This window comes from Streptomyces sp. NPDC046900, assembly GCF_040644975.1.
Lineage (GTDB): Bacteria > Actinomycetota > Actinomycetes > Streptomycetales > Streptomycetaceae > Streptomyces.
In genome coordinates this window covers 12,800-29,314 of record NZ_JBEYXD010000066.1, presented here as the reverse complement: position 1 = coordinate 29,314, position 16,515 = coordinate 12,800, and the positions used below count along the sequence as shown (strand labels likewise).

Below are 16,515 nucleotides of genomic sequence, written 5' to 3'. Positions count from 1 at the left end.
GCTCATGACAGTTCATGATCGAGTCAAGAGTGCGTCAAGGACAGACAAACGCCGGTGCCGTCAGCCCCAAGCGGGCGTCGGCACCGGCGTGTTGCGACGTCCTGCGTCATCCCGCCAGGTTGTCCGCCATCTCCTCCGTGAGGTTGGACTCCGTGCCCGGGATGCCGAGGTCGGCGGCGCGCTTGTCGGCCATCGCCAGCAGACGGCGGATACGGCCCGCGACCGCGTCCTTGGTCAGCGGCGGGTCGGCGAGGGCGCCCAACTCCTCCAGGGAGGCCTGCTTGTGCTCCATGCGCAGCCGGCCCGCGGCGGCGAGGTGCTCGGGAACCTCCTCGCCGAGGATCTCCAGGGCACGGGCCACCCGAGCGCCGGCGGCGACGGCCGCGCGGGCCGAGCGGCGCAGATTGGCGTCGTCGAAGTTGGCGAGGCGGTTCGCCGTGGCGCGCACCTCGCGGCGCATCCGTCGCTCCTCCCAGGCCAGCACGGACTCGTGCGCGCCGAGCCGGGTGAGCAGTGCGCCGATCGCGTCGCCGTCCCGGACGACCACGCGGTCCACGCCCCGCACCTCGCGGGCCTTCGCGGCGATCGAGAGCCGGCGGGCGGCGCCGACCAGGGCGAGCGCGGCCTCCGGGCCGGGGCAGGTCACCTCGAGCGAGGACGAGCGGCCGGGCTCCGTCAGCGAGCCGTGGGCCAGGAACGCGCCGCGCCAGGCCGCCTCGGCGTCGCAGGTGGCCCCGGACACCACCTGCGGGGGCAGGCCGCGGATCGGGCGGCCCCGGCCGTCGACGAGACCGGTCTGACGGGCCAGCTGATCACCGCCCGCGACCACGCGCACCACATAGCGGGAACCGCGGCGCAGCCCGCCGGGCGCCATCACGATCAGCTCCGAGCTGTGGCCGAAGATCTCGAGAATGTCCCGCTTCACCCGGCGCGCCGCCATCGCCGTGTCCAGCTCCGCCTCGATCACGATGCGGCCGCTGACCAGGTGCAGTCCGCCCGCGAACCGCAGGATCGCCGAGACCTCCGCCTTTCTGCAGCAGGTCCGGGTGACGGGAAGACGGGAGATCTCGTCCTTCACCGCTGCCGTCATCGCCATGGGCCGATCCTTCCATGCATCCGAAAAATACGGTCGTACGCGGCGGCCAACAGCTCCGGGTCGTGCCGCGGGGTTCCGTCGGTCCGGGCCACCGGTGCCAGCTCGACCGAGGCGCCGAACCGCTTGGCGGCCTCGTTCAGCAACGCACGGTCGGGCACGGCGGCCTGGTCGGCCAGCACCACGTCCAGGGCGAGTTTAGGGGCGTGTCGTCCCAAAACCTCCAAATGACGCTGCGGGGAGAAGCCCTCTGTCTCTCCCGGCTGCGGAGCGAGGTTCAAGGAGAGCACCCGGCGGGCCTTGGTCTCCATGAGAGCGTCCAGGAGCTCCGGCACGAGCAGGTGCGGAATCACCGAGGAGAACCAGGACCCCGGCCCCAGCACCACCCAGTCGGCGTCCAGCACCGCGGCGACGGCCTCGGGCACGGCCGGCGGGTCGTGCGGCACCAGGTGCACGGACTGCACCTCGCCGCGGGTGAGCGCCACATTGGCCTGTCCCCGTACGGTGCCGACCTCGTCCGGGTGCGCCGGGTCGTGGCCCTTGACCAGCGCCTGAAGCTCCAGGGGTACGGCGGACATGGGCAGCACGCGGCCATGGGCGCCCAGCAGCCTGCCGACCAGGTCGAGGGCCTGGACATGGTCGCCGAGCTGCTCCCACAGGGCCACGATCAGCAGATTGCCGACCGCGTGCTCGTGCAGATCGCCCTTGGACTGGAAGCGGTGCTGGATGACGCGGGCCCAGGTCTGGCCCCAGTCGTCGTCGCCGCACAGCGCCGCCAGCGCCTTGCGCAGGTCTCCGGGCGGCAGCACACCGAGTTCGTGGCGCAGTCGGCCGCTGGATCCGCCGTCGTCGGCGACGGTGACGACGGCGGTGAGGTCGCCGGTGATCCGGCGCAGCGCGGCGAGCGAGGCGGACAGGCCCATGCCGCCGCCGAGAGCGACCACCTTGGGCTGGGTGCCGCGGCGGCGCGCCCTGCCGCCGCGGGCCTCGGCGGGGCTCCCGCCCCGTCCCTCGGACACCACCCGGCGCAGCCTGCTCAGCCGCAGAGTACGTCCGGTCACTCGCGCCCCATGTCCCGGTGCACGACCACGGTCTCCACTCCTTCGGCGGCCAGCCGGGCCGCGAGCTTCTCCGACATGGCGACCGAGCGGTGCTTGCCGCCGGTGCAGCCGATGGCGATGGTCACATAGCGCTTGCCCTCGCGGCGGTAACCGGCCGCGATCAGCCGGAGCAGCTCGGCGTAGCGGTCGAGGAACTCCTTGGCACCGGGCTGGTTGAAGACGTAGGCGGCCACCTCCTCGTTGAGGCCGGTGAAGGGGCGCAGCTCCGGAACCCAGTGCGGGTTGGGCAGGAAGCGCATGTCCGCGACGAGGTCGGCGTCCACCGGGAGGCCGTACTTGAAGCCGAAGGACATCACCGTGGCCCGCAGCTCGGGCTCCTCGTCGCCGGCGAACTGGGCGTCCATCTTGGCGCGCAGTTCGTGCACGTTGAGGCTGGAGGTGTCTATCACCAGATCGGCGTCGCCGCGCAGCTCACGCAGCAGCTCGCGCTCGGCGGCGATGCCGTCCACGATCCGGCCGTCGCCCTGGAGGGGGTGCGGGCGCCGGACGGATTCGAAACGGCGTACCAAGGCGTCGTCGGAGGACTCCAGGAACACGATCCTCCGGGTGACGTTCTTCGCCTCCAGATCGGCGAGGGACTCCCGGAGGTTGTCGAAGAACCGGCGTCCACGGACGTCGACGACGACCGCGATGCGGGCGACGTTGCCCTGGGACCGCGCGCCCAGCTCCACCATGGTGGGGATCAGCGCGGGTGGCAGGTTGTCGACGACGAACCAGCCGAGGTCCTCCAGGCATTTGGCGGCCGTCGACCGGCCCGCGCCGGACATGCCGGAAATGATCACCAGCTCGGGAATGGCCGTGTCCGGCACTCCGGCTGCGTCGATGCCCGTACTCACCTGTGCTCCGTTTTCCTGGCCCGCCTGCTCCGGCGAGTGCTCCTCGCCCGCGTCCGGGTGAGAGGCCTGGCTCTGCGCTGAGCGTTCTTCCGCGCTTCGGTCGTGCTCGGTCATGTCTCCTGCCCCCGTCGCTCGTCCGGGGGACCCGCAGACACGGGCTCCCCGGGGGAACCCGCCGTCGTCTCGGGTTCCTCCTCTTCCATGATCTCTCCGGTCGCCGTGTTCACGGCGGGTGCGGCCGGGGCCGCCTGGGCGAGGGCCACGGCGATCGTCTCGGCCGTCTTGCGACCGATGCCGGGGACCTCTTGAATCTGGTCGATTGTCGCGGATCGGAGCCGCTTCACCGAGCCGAAGTGCTTGATCAACGCCTGTTTGCGCGACTCCCCGAGTCCCGGCACCTCGTCCAGGGGGCTCGTCCTCAGACGCTTGGTCCGCTTGCTGCGCTGATAGGTGATCGCGAAGCGGTGGGCCTCGTCGCGGACGCGCTGGAGGAGGTAGAGGCCCTCACTGCTGCGGGGCAGGACCACCGGGTCGTCCTCGTCGGGCACCCACACCTCTTCGAGGCGCTTGGCGAGGCCGCACACGGCGATGTCGTCGATGCCGAGCTCGTCCAGCGCCCGCCGGGCGGCGGCGACCTGCGGCTGACCGCCGTCGACCACGACGAGCTGCGGCGGATACGCGAACCGCTTGGGCCGCCCGTCGTCCTCGGTCAGCAGCTCCCCGTCGGCCCACTCCCCCGTCTTCTCCTTCTCGGCGACGTAGCGCTTGAAGCGGCGGGTGATCACCTCGTGCATGGACCGGACGTCGTCCTGGCCCTCGAAGCCCTTGATCTGGAAGCGGCGGTACTCGCTCTTGCGCTGCAGCCCGTCCTCGAACACCACCATGGATGCCACCACGTCCTCGCCCTGCAGATGCGAGATGTCGTAGCACTCGATCCTGAGCGGAGCGCTGTCCAGATCGAGGGCCGCGGCGATCTCCTCCAGGGCACGCGAGCGGGTGGTCAGGTCGGAGGCACGCTTGGTCTTGTGCAGGGCGAGCGCCTGCAGAGCGTTGCGCTGCACGGTCTCCATCAGCGCCTTCTTGTCCCCGCGCTGCGGGATGCGCAGCGACACGGCCGAGCCGCGGCGGCCGGTGAGCCAGTCCTGGACGGGCTCTATCGGCTGGGGCAGCGCCGGGACCAGGACCTCCTTGGGCACCGAGTCGCCCGTCTCCTCACCGTAGAGCTGCTGGAGGGCGTGCTCGACCAGGGCTCCCGTCGTGACGTCCTCCACCTTGTCCGTCACCCAGCCACGCTGGCCGCGGACCCGTCCGCCACGCACGTGGAAGATCTGCACGGCCGCCTCCAGCTCGTCCTCGGCGACCGCCATCAAGTCGGCGTCGGTCGCGTCGGTGAGCACGACGGCGTTCTTCTCCATGGCCTTCTTCAGGGCGTCGATGTCGTCGCGCAGGCGGCCGGCCCGCTCGTACTCCATCTCGTCGGCCGCCTCCAGCATCTGCTTCTCCAGACGGCGCAGATACGTCCCCGTGCGGCCGGCCATGAAGTCGCAGAACTCCTCGGCCAGTTCCCGGTGGTCCTCGGGGGCGATACGGCCGACGCAGGGTGCGGAGCACTTGCCGATGTAGCCGAGCAGGCACGGGCGGCCGGTGCGCTCGGCGTTCTTGAAGACGCCGGCCGAGCAGGTACGCACGGGGAAGACGCGCAGCAGAAGGTCGACCGTGTCACGGATCGCCCACGCGTGCCCGTACGGCCCGAAGTACCGCACACCCTTGCGCTTCTGGCCGCGCATCACCTGGACACGCGGGAACTCCTCGTTCATCGTCACCGCGAGATACGGGTAGCTCTTGTCGTCGCGGTACTTGACGTTGAACCTGGGGTCGAATTCCTTGATCCAGGTGTACTCCAGCTGCAGGGCCTCGACCTCCGTCGACACCACCGTCCACTCCACGGACGCGGCCGTGGTGACCATGGTGCGGGTGCGCGGGTGGAGGTTCGTCAGGTCCTGGAAGTAGTTCGCCAGGCGCTGGCGCAGACTCTTCGCCTTTCCGACGTAGATCACCCGGCGGTGTTCGTCCCGGAACCTGTAGACCCCGGGCGAGTCCGGGATCTCTCCCGGCTTGGGGCGGTAGCTGGAGGGGTCGGCCATGTCTCACACCCTACTGGCGGGGGCCGACAGCGCGGCGAACCTGTGGACAAGGGCCGGAAGGGCTCAGACCCCCCTCGGAACGGTCCTGACGGCACCGCCGAACCGGCCATGGCGGCGAGGACTCCTTCCATGGGCTGGGCTTCAAGTGTTGTCGGGGCTTGGTCAACACGCTTCAATGCGTGAAACCTTCCGGCCGTGATCGGTGGGGTCCGCTTCTGAACGGATCCCGCACGGACCGGAACGACCCTGCGCACGGTCTGACCAGCCGTCGTGAACATGCACAGAAAGGCCCCTCTGTATGCGGCACGGCACACAGCACGCGGACCTCGTCCCGGCGGAGTTGGAGGCGACCCTGCGCGGCGGCCCCTTCCATGTCGCGCTGCGCGCCGCGATCGCCGCTCGCGGACTGCCGCTCCAGCGTGTGCAGCACCATCTGTCGCGGTACGGGGTCAAGGTCGGCGTGACGAGCCTGAGCTACTGGCAACAGGGGGCGCGACGCCCGCAGCGTCCCGAGTCCCTGCGCGCGGTGCGCGCCCTCGAGGAGATCCTCCAACTGCCCGACGAGTCACTGATCCGGCTGCTGACCAGCACCGACGATCGGCCCGACCCGGACCGGCCCCCGGGCCGTTCGTACCGGTCCCTGGTGGAGGCCTCGGGCGTGCTGGAGCGCCTTCTCGCCGAGTTCGAGTCACCGCTCGACGGCGGACTGCACACCATCGGCCACCATGAGCGCGTCCGCATCGGGGCGCGCCGGGAACTACTGGCCCGCGAGTCGCACCACATAGTGCGTGCGCACAGGGACGGTGTGGACCGCTATATCGCCATCCACCACGGCGACCCGGGGTGCGCCCCGGAGCGGATCGCGGTCCACGCCCTGGAGAACTGCCGCACGGAGCGGGTGCGCTGGCACAGCGAGACCGGCGTGCTGGTCGCCGAGCTGCTCTTCGACACCCGGCTGACCAGCGGCGATACGTTTCTCTTCCGGTACGGCTTCGAGGACGGCACCGCAGGCGTGTCCGGCGAGTACGTCCGCGGCTTCACTTTCGCGGGCGGGCAGTACGCGCTTCAGGTGTGCTTCGACGAGGACGCGGTGCCCGTACGGTGCCACCGGTTCACCCAGCATTCCGTCGCCGCCCCGCGCAGCGGCCGGCAGGAGCTCGCCCTGAGCGGTCACCATCGGTCGGTCCACCTGGTGGAACCGCGGGTCCGGGCGGGCCTGGTGGGGATCGGATGGGACTGGGAGTGACTGGGCCCTGCTAGCCCTCAGGCCGCCGGACCCGCCACGATCCCGCCGTTTTTCACCTCTGCTGACAGCTCGTGCAGCGGCTCGGTGGCCGGAGCCTGCACCACCTTGCCGGTGAGGGCGTCGAACCGGCTGCCGTGGCAGGGGCAGATCAGCGTCGTGCCGTCCAGTTTGTCGATGGCACATCCCGCGTGCGTGCAGATCGTGCTGTACGCCTTCAGGCCGTCCGCGGTGCGGCTCACCACGACGTTCGCGTCCCGGTACAGCTTCGCGCCGCCCTGGGGGATCTCGCTCTCGGGTCCCAGCGAGACCGGCGCGGTCGGTGTGGCGGGCGCCCCACCGCCGTTACCGGCTGCCGAACAGGCCGCGAGACCGAGGCCGACGACCGGGGTGAGCGCGGCCCCGCGAAGGACGGTACGACGGGTCGCCGAGGGACGGTCGGACATGGGATCTCCACTGCTCAGAGCCAGTGTCCAGCGGGTGCCGGAACACACCGACGATACCGGTGGCATTCATTCCGCCTTGGGCCGGGGCGGGGCTCATGCGGGCGGGCCGCGGCAAGGCTGACGCACTGGGGCGGGGCGGGGCCTCGGCGCTGGGCGGTGACGGGGGCTCGCGCGCTGGGGCGGGGTGGGGCTCACGCCCATAGGTCGGGGCGGGGCTCGGTCGGGGGTGGCGAGGAGACAGAGCTACATGAAGCCGAAGCCACAAGACAGCATGAGGGCGGGTGGGAGACGTAAACGCTTGCGCAAGCGTTTACGTCGGCCGCCGAATGGGATAGCTTTCCCGGCCAGGCGGTCCGAGGAGGGGACGCGATGGCAACCATGGCCGATGTCGCACGGAGCGCCGGTGTGTCCGTCGCCACCGTCTCGCATGTCCTCAACGACACCCGGCCGGTGCTGCCCCACACCCGTCAGGCGGTGCTGGACGCCATCGACGCACTGGGCTACACACCGAACACACTCGCCCGTTCCCTGGTGACGTCTCGTACCCGGTCCATCGGGCTCGCGGTGTCGGCGATCAGCAACCCCTACTTCACGGAGATCCTCCAAGGCGTCGAGGCCGAAGCCCTTGAGCACGGTTTCAGCCTGCTGATCGCCGACCCGCATGACGACCCGGAACACGAGCGCAAGGCCGTACGGCTCCTGCACGAGCGTCGCGTCGACGGAGTGATCGTCGCGCCCTCGGCGAACCCTGACGGACTTCTCGCCCATCTCGCACGGCATGCCGTGCCGACCGTGTTCCTCGACCGGCTGGTGGACGCGGACCGGCTCGCCACCGGCAGGACCGCCGACACCGTGCCCCCGGGCACGCCTCCAGGACAGCCCACCGGAAACGGGTCCGAGCGAGACAGGCAAGGCACTCGCTTCCGGTTCGACCAGATCTGCTCCGAGAACGCCGAACCCATGGCTCGGCTGGTTACCCATCTCGCCGGGCTCGGCCACCGGCGCATCGGTCTCGTTGCGGGCCTGCCCGGGCTCAGCACGACGACCGAGCGGATCAGCGGCTACCGGCAAGGCCTCGCAGCCGCGGGGCTGACCCACGACGAGCGGCTGGTGGTGCACGGCGCCTCCGCGGCCGCAGGTGCTGAACGCGCCACCGCCGCCCTGCTGTCACTGGCCGCACCGCCGACAGCCCTGGTCACCGGCAACAACGCGATGACCATCGGCGCGCTGCGCACCCTGCGCGACCGCGGTCTGTCCGTGCCGGAGGACCTGGCGCTGTGCTGCTTCGACGACTTCGCCTGGGCCGATCTGTTCTCCCCCCGGCTCACCGCGATCTCCCAGCCGAGCAAGGAGATCGGCGCCCGGGCCGTGCGGCTGCTGCTGGACCGTATGGAGTCCCCTGGCCGTCCCTCGCGCACCGTGCGGCTGCCCTGCGCGTTCGTCCACCGCACCTCGTGCGGCTGTCCCGACACCCCCTCCGAGAAGGGAAATGTCTCGTGATCGTCGTCGCCGGTGAGGCCCTGATCGACCTCGTCCCCCAAGGCACGGGCGCGCTCGCGCCCCTGAAACCGGCGCTGGGCGGCGGCCCGTACAACACCGCCGTCGCGCTCGGCCGGCTCGGATCTCCCACAGCCTTCTGCTCCCGCACCTCTTCCGACGCCTTCGGGGAAGCCCTGCTCGACGGGTTGCGCCGGGCGGGCGTGGACGTCTCGGCCGTCCGACGCGGCACCGAGCCGACCACTCTGGCGGTGGCCACTGTCGACGAGAACGGCTCGGCCGCGTACTCCTTCTACGTCGACGGCACCGCCGACCGGCTCTTCACCGCACCGGCCGGCCTTCCACAGGGCACCCGGGCCGTCTCGTTCGGCACCTGCTCCCTCGTCCTGGAACCGGGGGCGAGCGCGTACGAGGAGCTGATGCGCAGCGCCGCCGCGCAGGGCGTCTTCACGACCCTCGACCCGAACATCCGCGCGGTGCTGATCCCGGACCCGGACGCGTACCGGGCCAGGTTCAAGAGCTGGCTGCCGGCGGTGTCGCTGCTGAAGCTCTCGGTGGAGGACGCGGAGTGGCTGGGCGGCACGCCGCGCGAGTGGCTGGCCTCCGGCCCTGCGGCCGTCGTGATCACCCACGGCGGCGACGGACTGACGGTCTTCACCCGGGACGGGGCGGAGCATTCCGTGCCTGGTGTGCCCGTCGCCGTCGTGGACACGATCGGCGCGGGCGACACCGTCAACGCGGCGCTGCTGCACGGCCTGGCTGCCCGCGACGCCCTCTCCCCCGCCGCACTGGACGCGCTGGACGCCGACGGCTGGACCGAACTGCTGGGCTTCGCGGCCCGCGCCGCTGCGATCACCTGCTCCCGGGCCGGTGCGGAGCCCCCGTACGCATCCGAACTATCCGAACCGACCGGCCTTTAGTCCGGGTTCACCGGGCCTCGTTCGCCAGGCCCGGTGGGGCGGCAAGCCTCTGCCGGTAGGGCGCCGGGTGCGCGCCGCCCGGCCGGGTCCGGGCCGGCGCCGCGGTCTCGTCTGCCGGCAGGTGGCCGGCGAGACCAGCACCCGCGGGCTCCGTCTACTCCGTCTACTCCGTCTACTCCGGCAGCCCCGGCAGCCCCGGCAGCCCCGGCGCAGAACGCGCGGTGCCCCGCGGGGCGTTCCCGCGGGGCACCGGGTGTTCCGGGCTTTTCGTCCGGGTTTATCAGGCCTTGCGTGCCCGTGTGGTCTTCTTCGCGGGGGCTGCCTTCTTCGTCGCGCCGGCCGGCTTCTTGGCCGCCGTGTTGTTGGCGGTCTTCACCGTCCTTGCCGTTGCCGTCTTCGTCGCCTTCGACGTGGCGGCGACCGTCTTCGCGACCGCCTTGCGAGGGGCCTTCACGGATGCGGCATCGCTGACGCGCTCCGCGCCGAGGACCTCCCGCAGGAACTTCCCGGTGTGGCTGGACGGGACCCCCGCGACCTCCTCGGGCGTGCCCTCGGCCACCACGAGACCGCCGCCCGCGCCGCCCTCGGGACCCATGTCGACGATCCAGTCGGCGGTCTTGATCACGTCGAGGTTGTGCTCGATGACGATGACCGTGTTGCCCTTCTCGACCAGTCCGCCGAGCACCCTCAGCAGCTTGCTGATGTCCTCGAAGTGCAGACCGGTGGTCGGCTCGTCCAGAACGTAGACCGTGCGTCCGGTGGATCGCTTCTGCAGTTCACTGGCGAGCTTCACACGCTGGGCCTCACCGCCGGACAGGGTGGTCGCCGACTGGCCGAGGCGGACGTAGCCGAGACCGACGTCGTGCAGCGTGTTCAGATGGCGGGCGATCGCCGGAACGGCCTCGAAGAAGTGCAGGGCCTCCTCGATCGGCATGTTCAGGACCTCGGCGATGGACTTGCCCTTGTAGTGGACCTCCAAGGTCTCCCGGTTGTAGCGGGCGCCGTGGCAGACCTCGCACGGGACGTAGACGTCCGGGAGGAAGTTCATCTCGATCTTGATGGTGCCGTCGCCCGCGCAGTTCTCGCAGCGGCCACCCTTGACGTTGAAGGAGAAGCGGCCGGGCATGTAGCCGCGGACCTTCGCCTCGGTGGTCTCGGCGAACAGCTTGCGGATGTGGTCGAAGACGCCGGTGTAGGTCGCCGGGTTCGATCGCGGGGTGCGGCCGATGGGCGACTGGTCGACGTGCACGACCTTGTCGACGAGGTCGTCGCCGTCCACGCGCGTGTGCCGCCCGGGGACGTTCCTCGCACCGTTCAGCTCGCGGGCCAGGTGGGTGTAGAGGATGTCGTTGACCAGTGTCGACTTTCCGGAGCCGGAGACACCCGTGACGGCCGTGAACACGCCGAGCGGGAAGGACACGTCGATGTCCTGGAGGTTGTTCTCACGGGCGCCGTGCACGGTGAGCTGCCGGGACGGGTCGCGCGGTCGCCGGATGTCGGGCAGCGGGATGGACTTCTTGCCCGACAGGTACTGGCCGGTCTGCGACTCGTCGTTGGCGAGCAGTTCCTTCAGGGAGCCGCTGTGTACGACCTTGCCGCCGTGCTCACCCGCGCCGGGACCGATGTCGACGACCCAGTCGGCGACCTTGATCGTGTCCTCGTCGTGCTCCACGACGATGAGCGTGTTGCCCATGTCGCGCAGCCTGACCAGGGTCTCGATCAGCCGGTGGTTGTCACGCTGGTGCAGACCGATGGACGGCTCGTCGAGCACGTACAGGACGCCGACGAGGCCGGAGCCGATCTGGGTGGCGAGGCGGATGCGCTGGGCCTCGCCGCCGGAGAGCGTGCCGGCCGCGCGGTTCAGCGAGAGGTAGTCGAGTCCGACGTCCACCAGGAACCGCAGCCGCTCGTTGACCTCCTTCAGGACGCGCTCGGCGATCTTCTTGTCGCGGGCGTCGAGCGTCAGCTCACCCAGGAACTCCGCGCAATCGCTGATCGACATGGCGGAGATCTCCGCGATCGACCTGCCCATGATCGTGACCGCCAGGACGACCGGCTTGAGACGCGTGCCCTGACAGGTGGGGCAGGGCACCTCGCGCATGTAGCCCTCGAAGCGCTCCCGGCTGGCGTCGCTCTCGGCCTCACTGTGCCGGCGCTTGACGAAGGGGACGGCGCCTTCGAAAGGCGTCGTGTACACGCGCTCGCGCCCGTACCGGTTCCGGTAGCGGACCTCGATCTGCGTCTTGTGGCCGTGGAGCAGGGCCTTCTTGGCGCGCTGCGGCAGTCCCGCGAAGGGGATGTCGGTTCGGAATCCCAGCGCGTCCGCCAGGGCCCCGATGAGACGGCCGAAGTAGTCCTTGGTGTGTCCGTGCGACCAGGGGTGGATGGCACCCTCGTCGAGGGTCTTGTCCGGGTCCGGAACGATCAGCTCGGGGTCGACCTCCATGCGCGTGCCGATGCCGGTGCACTCGGGGCAGGCGCCGAAGGGCGAGTTGAAGGAGAAGGAGCGGGGCTCCAGTTCCTCGAAGGACAGGTCGTCGTACGGGCAGTACAGGTGCTCCGAGTACATGCGCTCGCGCTCGGGGTCGTCCTCGGGGAGGTCTACGAAGTCGAGCACCACCATGCCGCCCGACAGGCCGAGTGCCGTCTCCACGGAGTCGGTGAGGCGACGCTTGGCGGAGTCCTTCACCGTGAGGCGGTCGACGACCACCTCGATGGTGTGCTTCTCCTGCTTCTTCAGCGTGGGCGGGCTGGAGAGCTGGATCGTCTCCCCGTCCACACGCGCACGGCTGTAGCCCTTGGTCTGCAGGTCCGCGAAGAGGTCGACGAACTCTCCCTTGCGCTCGCGCACCAGCGGTGAGAGCACCTGGAAGCGGCTCCCCTCCGGAAGCTCCAGGACCTTGTCGACGATGGCCTGCGGCGACTGGCGCGAGATGGGACGGCCGCACTCGGGACAGTGGGGCTTGCCGATCCGCGCGAAGAGCAGACGGAGGTAGTCGTAGACCTCGGTGATCGTGCCGACCGTCGAACGCGGATTGCGTGAGGTCGACTTCTGGTCGATGGAGACCGCCGGCGAGAGCCCCTCGATGAAATCGACGTCCGGCTTGTCCATCTGCCCGAGGAACTGCCGAGCGTACGAGGACAGCGACTCCACGTAACGTCGCTGACCCTCGGCGAAGATCGTGTCGAAGGCCAGCGAGGACTTGCCCGACCCCGACAGGCCCGTGAAGACGATGAGCGCGTCACGCGGCAGGTCGAGCGAGACATTCTTCAGATTGTGCTCGCGCGCGCCACGGACGATGAGACGGTCGGCCACGCCGGTCCGCACCTTTCTTGAGAGAAGCGACAGGGGCGAGGCCCCCGTGTTTCTCAGACTAGGGGGAGCCACTGACAACGCCGGTCGGATTCCTGGGTTCATAACAATCCCGGGCTATCCAGCATGCCCGACGCCGCACTCGACCTTATAGCACGTGCATTCGATTTGCGGGGGTGGTCCGCGTCCTTCACTCGAAGGAGTGGCGGAGGCTAGGGTCGCCTCATGATTGATCACGCGCACGACCTGGCGTCTGTACGTGACGCGACCGAACGACTGCTGACCGCAGTCTCCAAACTGGACAACGCCGTGCTGGCCGAGCCGTCACGGCTGCCGGGCTGGACCCGCGGTCATGTCCTCGCCCACCTCGCCCGTAACGCGGACGCACTCGTCAACGTCCTGCAAGGGCGTCCCATGTATGTCTCCGGCGAGGCCCGGGACGCCGACATCGAGCGCGGCGCCCCGCGGCCCCTGGACGTCCAGCTCACCGACCTGCGCGAGAGCGCGGCCCGTTTCCATGAGACCGGGGTCGCGCCCGCGGACTGGTCCCGCACGGTGGAACTGCGCAACGGAGTCACGGACTCGGCGGCCCGGCTGCCCTTCCGGCGGTGGGCCGAGGTCGAACTGCACCACGTCGACCTCGGGATCGGCTACGAGCTGGAGGATGTGCCCACGGAGTTCGCGGACCGGGAGATCGACTTCCTCGCCGACCGCTTCAGGGACCATCCCCAGGTCCCGGGCATCACGCTGTCCGTGACGGAGGACCCGGGCCGCCCCGTCCGGCGCACCGGCCGGCAGGCCGACTCCGAGCCGCTCACCGTGTCCGGCCCCGCCCACGCGCTGCTGGGCTGGCTCTCCGGACGCACCCGGGGCGACGGCCTGACCGCACTCGGCCGGAGCACGGCGCTGCCCGCGCTGCCCCCGCTGTGACCTCGTCGGTAGGCTGGCAGCCATGACGTACAGCGGAGCAGTGACCGTCGGCGGGCCGGCCGACGTGCACGAGCTGAAGGACCTGATGATCACCAAGATCGCGGTCGGTCCCATGGACAACAACGCCTATCTGCTGCGTTGCCGGGCCACCGACGAACAGTTGCTGATCGACGCGGCCAACGACGCGCACACACTGCTCGGCATGATCGGTGACGACGGCATCGCGTCCGTCGTCACCACGCACCGGCACGGCGACCACTGGCAGGCCCTCGCCGAGGTCGTGGCGGCCACGGGGGCACGGACGTACGCGGGGCGTCAAGACGCCGAGGGAATTCCCGTCCCCACGGACGTCCCGGTCGACGACGGCGACACGATCCGGGTGGGGCAGGTCGAGCTGACCGCGCGTCATCTGGTCGGCCACACGCCGGGCTCGATCGCCCTCGTCTACGACGACCCGCACGGACACCCGCACGTGTTCACCGGGGACTGCCTCTTCCCCGGCGGGGTCGGCAACACGCACAAGGACGCGAAGGCCTTCGCCCGTCTGATCCACGACGTCGAGACGAAGATCTTCGACGTGCTTCCGGACGAGACCTGGGTCTACCCCGGGCACGGCAACGACACCACGCTGGGCACCGAGCGCCCGCACCTTCCGGAGTGGCACGCGCGCGGGTGGTGAGCGCGATCGCGCGGGAGTGGTGAGCGCGGGTTCGTATGGGAGTGCGCGTGTTGTGCTGAGCGGGGGCGCACGGGAGTACTGAACGCGCGAGCGTGGTGAGCGCCCGGGCGCGAGGACAGCGTCCCGCGCGCTCGGAGTGCACCAACACGCCGCGCGAGAACCCACGTACGCGCCCCGTGTGAATCGTTCGCACGCGCTGAGGGCTCGCGCGCGCTCCCCCCGCATCTGATTACACGCTCAACTGGAAGCAGCCCCGCGCAGGATGACGGCTCCTGCGTGGCACGGGCCGCCGGTCCCTCGATCCCGCCCTCGACCGGCGGCCCCGGCCCGGGCGCACGACCGCGCGTTCACATGAATGCAACACCCGCTCCCACCATGCGGACAGTTGCCCGGATGACCTCGACAAACCAGATGTCGCGCTGTCACTCTCCCGCCATGCGACTCGCCCAACACGCCCTGCGCCGTGCCGCGTCCGGCACCACCGTCGCCCTGCTGGCTCTCGTCGTGGGCTGCGCCCCGCAGCCCGAGGAGAACGCTCACGCCGGGGCCTCCGGGACGAGCGCCGGGGCCTGCGCGAGGGGCGAATTGACCACGAAGACGTCCGGCAAACTGACGATCGCGACCGACGAGCCCGCCTACGAGCCCTGGTTCAAGGACGACAAGCCGTCCAACGGCGAGGGCTTCGAGTCGGCGGTCGCCTACGCCGTGGCGAAGCAACTCGGCTACGACAGGAACGCCGTTGTCTGGCAGACCGTTCCGTTCAACAAGGCCTTCGCGCCGGGCGTGAAGACCTTCGACTTCGACATCAATCAGGTGTCGATCAGCGAGGAGCGCAAGAAGGCCGTCGATTTCTCGTCCGGCTACTACGACGTCCGTCAGGCCGTCATCGCGCTGAAGGGTTCCAAGGCCGCGCAGGCGAAGAGCATCGCGGACCTGCAGGACGTCAAGCTGGGCGCACAGGTCGGCACCACCAGCCTCGGCTACATCACCGACGTGGTGAAGCCGAAGCAGCAGCCGGCCGTCTACGCCAAGAACGACCAGGCCAAGTCTGCCCTGAAGAACGGTCAGGTCGACGCCATCGTCACCGACCTGCCGACCGCCTTCTACATCACCGCGGCCGAAGTGACCGATGCGAAGATCGTCGGCCAGTTCGAGAACCAGGGCGGTACGCGAGAGCAGTTCGGACTGGTACTCGACAAGGGCAGCGCTCTCACCCGGTGTGTGAGCTCCGCCGTGGACGCGCTGCGCAAGGACCGCACGCTGGCGAAGCTCGAGCAGCAGTGGCTCTCCGACGCCGTCGACGCTCCGGTGCTCAAGTGACGGTCGCCAAGGAGGAGTCGGGAGAGGAGTCAGGAGAGGACTCCGGCGAGGACGCCACGGTCGCCGGGGACGGCACGACGGACATGCCCGGCGGGGGCGACACATACGTCCCCTCCCAGCGGCGGCTCGAGCGGGAGCGTCACCGGCGCGCCCGCGCCCGCCGTGCGACGGCCGTCGCCGCACTCTCGACCCTGATCACCGGCGTCGTCCTCTATCTGGTCGTCGTCAACGCGCCCGGGTGGCCGCGCACCAAGGAGACGTTCTTCAGCGCTCAGTACGCACGCGAGGCGCTCCCCAAGGTCCTCGAGGGGCTGTGGCTCAACGTCCGCCTGCTGCTGGTGTGCGGAGTCGCGGTCCTCGTCCTCGGCATGCTGATCGCCGTCGCCCGCACGCTGCGCGGGCCGGTGTTCTTCCCGTTGCGCGTGCTCGCCGCCGCCTACACCGACTTCTTCCGTGGACTCCCGCTGATCATCAATCTGATGATCGTGGTGCTCGGCGTCCCCGCGCTGCGCCTGCAGGGCGTGACCGTCGACCCGGTGCTGCTCGGCGGGACGGCGCTCACGCTGACGTACTCCGCGTATGTCGCCGAGGTGTTCCGCGCCGGCATCGAGTCGGTCCACCCCTCGCAGCGTGCTGCGGCCCGCTCGCTCGGCCTCACCAACCGGCAGGCACTGCGTCATGTGGTGCTCCCCCAGGCCGTGCGCCGTCAGGTGCCGCCGCTGCTGAACGACCTCGTGTCCCTCCAGAAGGACACCGGGCTGGTCTCGATCGGCGGCGCCGTCGACGCGGTGCGGGCGGCCGACATCATCGTGGGCCGGAGCCTCAACTACACGCCGTACATCGTCGCGGGACTCGTCTTCGTGGCGCTGACCATCCCGATGACCCGCTTCACGGACTGGGTCACCGCCCGGATGGACCGGCAGCGGGCGCAGGGAGGGAACCTGTGAGCGACACCCTCGACAAGTCGGACGCC

General features: G+C 70.1%; 13 protein-coding genes. 7 read left to right on the top strand and 6 right to left on the bottom strand.

Annotated elements, in window-relative coordinates; genetic code table 11:
• Window positions 1–106: 106 nt before the first annotated feature.
• From whiA to uvrC, 4 genes are read right to left on the bottom strand one after another with little or no spacing between them, the layout of a single operon-like run.
• Window positions 107–1,096 (bottom strand): DNA-binding protein WhiA, encoded by a 990-nt coding sequence (gene whiA, locus ABZ904_RS38070; RefSeq protein ID WP_359392368.1) that lies wholly within the window; start codon window positions 1,094–1,096, stop codon window positions 107–109.
• Window positions 1,087–2,154 carry a uridine diphosphate-N-acetylglucosamine-binding protein YvcK gene (gene yvcK, locus ABZ904_RS38065; RefSeq protein WP_359392366.1) on the bottom strand — a complete coding sequence of 356 codons (1,068 nt, stop codon included), beginning with the start codon at window positions 2,152–2,154 and terminating at the stop codon, window positions 1,087–1,089. Before yvcK ends, whiA begins: the two co-directional genes overlap by 10 nt.
• Entirely contained in the window at window positions 2,151–3,164 is a 1,014-nt protein-coding gene (gene rapZ / locus ABZ904_RS38060; RefSeq protein ID WP_359392363.1) for an RNase adapter RapZ, read from the bottom strand. Before rapZ ends, yvcK begins: the two co-directional genes overlap by 4 nt.
• Window positions 3,161–5,194, bottom strand: a complete 2,034-nt coding sequence (gene uvrC / locus ABZ904_RS38055; RefSeq protein WP_360996900.1) for an excinuclease ABC subunit UvrC — start codon at window positions 5,192–5,194, stop codon at window positions 3,161–3,163. Before uvrC ends, rapZ begins: the two co-directional genes overlap by 4 nt.
• A 298-nt stretch (window positions 5,195–5,492) precedes the next feature.
• Here uvrC and ABZ904_RS38050 point away from each other — a divergent pair, with 298 nt between their 5' ends.
• Window positions 5,493–6,440 carry a hypothetical protein gene (locus ABZ904_RS38050; RefSeq protein WP_360996902.1) on the top strand — a complete coding sequence of 316 codons (948 nt, stop codon included), beginning with the start codon at window positions 5,493–5,495 and terminating at the stop codon, window positions 6,438–6,440.
• 17 nt (window positions 6,441–6,457) lie between these two features.
• Here ABZ904_RS38050 and ABZ904_RS38045 read toward each other — a convergent pair whose 3' ends face one another.
• On the bottom strand, window positions 6,458–6,883 hold the full coding sequence (locus ABZ904_RS38045; RefSeq protein WP_360996904.1) for a Rieske (2Fe-2S) protein: 426 nt from the start codon (window positions 6,881–6,883) through the stop codon (window positions 6,458–6,460).
• Window positions 6,884–7,252: 369 nt separating this feature from the next.
• Between ABZ904_RS38045 and ABZ904_RS38040 the strand changes: the two genes are divergently transcribed.
• A complete protein-coding gene (locus ABZ904_RS38040) occupies window positions 7,253–8,383 on the top strand; it encodes a LacI family DNA-binding transcriptional regulator (RefSeq protein WP_360996906.1) in 1,131 nt (376 codons plus the stop codon).
• Window positions 8,380–9,300 carry a carbohydrate kinase gene (locus tag ABZ904_RS38035; RefSeq protein WP_360996909.1) on the top strand — a complete coding sequence of 307 codons (921 nt, stop codon included), beginning with the start codon at window positions 8,380–8,382 and terminating at the stop codon, window positions 9,298–9,300. Before ABZ904_RS38040 ends, ABZ904_RS38035 begins: the two co-directional genes overlap by 4 nt.
• Window positions 9,301–9,580: 280 nt before the next feature.
• On the opposite strand, the gene uvrA is transcribed toward ABZ904_RS38035, so the two are convergent.
• A complete protein-coding gene (uvrA, locus tag ABZ904_RS38030; RefSeq protein ID WP_359392351.1) occupies window positions 9,581–12,616 on the bottom strand; it encodes an excinuclease ABC subunit UvrA in 3,036 nt (1,011 codons plus the stop codon).
• 222 nt (window positions 12,617–12,838) lie between these two features.
• Here uvrA and ABZ904_RS38025 point away from each other — a divergent pair, with 222 nt between their 5' ends.
• The 4 genes from ABZ904_RS38025 (at window position 12,839) to ABZ904_RS38010 (ending at window position 16,489) form a co-directional block, all read left to right on the top strand.
• On the top strand, window positions 12,839–13,543 hold the full coding sequence (locus ABZ904_RS38025; protein WP_359392349.1) for a maleylpyruvate isomerase family mycothiol-dependent enzyme: 705 nt from the start codon (window positions 12,839–12,841) through the stop codon (window positions 13,541–13,543).
• Window positions 13,544–13,565: 22 nt separating this feature from the next.
• On the top strand, window positions 13,566–14,222 hold the full coding sequence (locus ABZ904_RS38020; RefSeq protein ID WP_359392347.1) for an MBL fold metallo-hydrolase: 657 nt from the start codon (window positions 13,566–13,568) through the stop codon (window positions 14,220–14,222).
• Window positions 14,223–14,657: 435 nt separating this feature from the next.
• Window positions 14,658–15,542, top strand: a complete 885-nt coding sequence (locus ABZ904_RS38015) for an ABC transporter substrate-binding protein (RefSeq protein WP_360996912.1) — start codon at window positions 14,658–14,660, stop codon at window positions 15,540–15,542.
• Window positions 15,539–16,489, top strand: a complete 951-nt coding sequence (locus ABZ904_RS38010; RefSeq protein WP_359392343.1) for an amino acid ABC transporter permease — start codon at window positions 15,539–15,541, stop codon at window positions 16,487–16,489. The genes ABZ904_RS38015 and ABZ904_RS38010 overlap by 4 nt, the downstream gene beginning before the upstream one ends.
• Window positions 16,490–16,515: the final 26 nt, after the last annotated feature.